The sequence below is a fragment of the Anaerococcus sp. NML200574 genome, assembly GCF_026131665.1.
Lineage (GTDB): Bacteria > Bacillota > Clostridia > Tissierellales > Peptoniphilaceae > Anaerococcus > Anaerococcus kampingae.
Genome location: NZ_JAMXSM010000054.1, coordinates 1 through 3,383, shown reverse-complemented (window position 1 = coordinate 3,383; position 3,383 = coordinate 1). Strand labels below are relative to the sequence as shown.

The following is a 3,383-nucleotide window of genomic DNA, read 5'->3' as shown; positions in this document are numbered from 1 at the left end:
GAGTTTATTTACCCTTGACTTTTAAAAAGCGAATGGTTGTTGCTCCCTGCAAGGGTTTGGCTCTAAAGGCACGCAAGCACCCTTTAGGGTGTATAATTGCGCCCTTAGAAAATCTAAGGGAGATTTTATTATTTTATTTTTCTTAATTTTCTCTCATTATTTTTAGTGTTTCTTTAAATTCTTTTGTCTTTGTTCCTTCTTCTAGTAGGATTTTTATTTCTTCATCTGTTAGTTCTTCTGCATTTTCTATAAAGCTTTCTAAGATTGCTCCTCTTGTTATAAGTCTATGAGTTCTTTCTTTTCTTCTTTTTTCTATGTCTTGTTTTAATATCTTCTTTTCTTGATTTTTTAGTTGCCTTAATCTTTCCTCTGTATCATCAATTTTATCTTTTATTTCTTTTGACTCTTGTCTTATTTGTTCTAATTTTTTCATACTTATATCCTTTCTTGTAATAAAAAAACGACTAGATTTTTATTTCTAATCGTTTTCGTTTTAAATATTATAATTTGCTATATTCCATTTTAATTTTATGTTTTCTATATTTCTTTCCATGTAATCCCAATCTGGAATGTTATAACTTTTTGTTTATCTTTTTTATCATATTTTTCTCACAAAGATAAAAGATGTAGGCTATTAGTAGATAAATTCTTCTGCCATTTTTATTTATATTATTAGAGCCCCACTCAATTTTAAAGCCCATTTCAGTGATTTTTTCTTTAAAGCCAAAGCAAATGAATGGGTAAGTATAGTAATAGATACCTACTTAAATAGGAAAAAATATAAAATTGAATCTGATGATAATAAAGCACTTGAAGATGTAGCCAGATTCTTAGATGATCATTTCGCCATGAATGTGAACCAAGAAACTCTTGAAAAAATATCTACAATGAGCGGGACTAAATTAAAAAATCTATTCAAAGAAAAATATGGTCAAAGAATTACAGAATATACTCAAAGAAAAAGAATGAATGTGGCTGAGACTCTGCTCTTAAATACCAAACTTCCTATAAAAGAAATAGCTCAATCTGTTGGATACTCATCCCATAGCAAATTTTCCATTTATTACAAAAGATACAAGGGAAAACTTCCTAGTGAAGTTCGTAATTTGACTTGCGACCACCACAATTTAAATTGTGATTGCAGTGATTAAACTAATTTTTTTATACGCCTTTATCTTATATGAATTTGCATGTATAGATATTTGTATAGGAATGGTTCTTGTCTTGTTTTTAAGATATGCTCACATATTAGATTGAAGTTTCTTTCGCTTATATTTCCCTCTAACCTATCTTCATCTAACTGTTCATGGCTTATATCTATTTCTGATAATTGGTTTTTTTAAGCTACAGCCCCTTAAAACAAATAGCCAAGAAGTCGAATTGAACATTATAAGTTATGAATTTCTAGTTAAACCAAAACGGTCAGTAAATATGCCAAAATTAGGCTCACGAAAAAGAAGATTATAATTTTTGCAATCTGACTTTTCCCATTAAAACCAAAATTATCATAACCCTTAGCACCAACCGTCTCTGGGTAAACTTTAGTCGGCAATTTTAACTTGGTAAGCATGAGATAATCAAAAAAGATAATATCAAAAAGCTTATATCCTTCAAATAGTATTAAAAATCTAACAAAGGCTTGCTGAAAAGTTAAACTAAATTTTACTGTATCAACAATTGCCCAGCCTAGGACGGCTGCAATGGTTAGCAATCCAAGTATCATGATAAGTCCGCCGAATATATTGACCCAAATCGGTTTATCTGGCAACTTACTCATCATAACTTTGATATCATCGGGTGCACCGAAATACTTCGAGCCAAATTTCGGTATAATAAGTATAAAATTCACCATCATAATTGATGCTGTTAAGCAGATGATTGTTAACATACCAAGTGTTTTCATCAATTTAGTTCACCTCCTCTCTTGAAGTATAAACCATTTCGTAAATGGGAGCAATTTTTCTTAGTTGTGTCAACTAAATTCGTATAAATTTTCTTGCTAGTATTAGTGCTATACTTTTTTACAATTATATAGTTATTTAAAATCTATAATCACAGATGTCTTCTTGTCAATGTCATTATACACATACAGGTCATGTATTAAGAAATTTTGTAAATTCTCAAATAAATTACTCACAAAACTTTGGATTTCAATCTAAAAGATATTTACAAAATCATTGACAAGATATAAAAACACCCTATATAAAGATTACAATTCTAAAATTGTAAGTAAGCTATCACAAATTATACATTATTTCAATAAAATTTTAGAAACCTTTATTAAGATTTTCTTTGATCCCTTGTAAATCAAGTGTAAAGAACTATAAGAATTTAAATCTCTTTTTCAAATTCATCTTCAAAACTAATAATATCATTAGGAGTGCAAGATAGAGCCTTACATATTCTTTCTAAATTCTTAAAGGTAATTGGTTTATCCTTGCCCATTTGTGCCATAACATTTGTTGTTAGTCCTGCCATAGCTATTACATCTGTTTTCTTTAATCCTTTTTTTGCTAATTGTATCCATAATGGTTTATAGTTAAGTGCCATAATATCCCTCTTTTTCTTTTCATTAGATTTATTTAATTATAGCATGAATATTGATTTCATTCAATCTTGCATTGATTTAATGTTTTGTTTTAGAGAATTTGTTGTGTTATTCCGTCCTTATTTTGCCATAAATTGCTTAATACCTTGAGATTTAGCACCAGGGTTATCATTACCATAACCTTCCATCAAGTTAATAACTCCCCATGCTCCTAAACCTGCACCAATTGCAGTTACAAGTGTCTTTAAAACTCCAACTCCAGCTGTAAAAAATTCCATATTATTCCTCCTCGTTTTCTTTCTTATTTTCTATTTTGTTTAGTGATTTAACTATAAAATTCTTGTAGACCTTATCTCCTTTTTTATTTTCTTTGAAATATCCAAAGACATGGATTAGATCTCCTTTTTCAAATTCTTTTACAATTTCTACCTTTTCTCCATATACTGAGCAATTTGTATATTCTTTGCCCTTTCCATAATTTTTAACAAGAGCAAAATTTGCTACTTGAACATTTTCTCCATCCTTTTCAAATTCTGAAAATTCAGCTTCCTTAACTAAATTTGCATTAATATTTATCATTTCTCTATCCATTGATTTCTTCTCCTTAATCTAAAAATTTCAATTAAAAAAGCGACTGAACTTATATTTCAATCGCTAAATGTCTAATATATTAAATTGTTTTGTGGGACTTCTTATCCTTACCATTTAAACCTCCTCGTATATTATAGTTGTAGTAATAAATACTACATTTTGTTCTCTATCCCACTTTCTTATGGGATAATAATTGTATAGATAGAGGTCGTAGTTAACCTCCTTGAAGCTAGTCTTCCTAAAT

At 29.1% G+C, this 3,383-nt stretch carries 4 protein-coding genes and 2 pseudogenes; 1 reads left to right on the top strand and 5 read right to left on the bottom strand.

What is annotated here, in order from left to right; genetic code table 11:
* Positions 1-142: 142 nt before the first annotated feature.
* Positions 143-433, bottom strand: a complete 291-nt coding sequence (locus NH286_RS10515) for a DUF3847 domain-containing protein (RefSeq protein ID WP_101603884.1) — start codon at positions 431-433, stop codon at positions 143-145.
* A 262-nt stretch (positions 434-695) separates the two neighbouring features.
* Here NH286_RS10515 and NH286_RS10510 point away from each other — a divergent pair.
* Positions 696-1,151: pseudogene (locus NH286_RS10510) on the top strand (helix-turn-helix domain-containing protein); the annotation flags it as partial.
* 257 nt (positions 1,152-1,408) lie between these two features.
* Here the strand turns inward: NH286_RS10510 and NH286_RS10505 are convergent.
* The 4 genes and pseudogenes from NH286_RS10505 to NH286_RS10490 all read right to left on the bottom strand — a co-directional run bounded on the left by NH286_RS10505 (position 1,409) and on the right by NH286_RS10490 (position 3,139).
* Positions 1,409-1,903 carry a hypothetical protein gene (locus tag NH286_RS10505; RefSeq protein WP_265238749.1) on the bottom strand — a complete coding sequence of 165 codons (495 nt, stop codon included), beginning with the start codon at positions 1,901-1,903 and terminating at the stop codon, positions 1,409-1,411.
* A 428-nt stretch (positions 1,904-2,331) separates the two neighbouring features.
* Entirely contained in the window at positions 2,332-2,550 is a 219-nt protein-coding gene (locus tag NH286_RS10500) for a helix-turn-helix domain-containing protein (RefSeq protein ID WP_002839984.1), read from the bottom strand.
* A gap of 123 nt (positions 2,551-2,673) precedes the next feature.
* A pseudogene (locus NH286_RS10495) lies at positions 2,674-2,826 on the bottom strand (Maff2 family mobile element protein); the annotation flags it as partial.
* A gap of 1 nt (position 2,827) precedes the next feature.
* The gene (locus tag NH286_RS10490) at positions 2,828-3,139 is read right to left on the bottom strand and encodes a hypothetical protein (protein WP_004827261.1); all 312 of its coding nucleotides are present in this window, start codon (positions 3,137-3,139) and stop codon (positions 2,828-2,830) included.
* Positions 3,140-3,383: the final 244 nt, after the last annotated feature.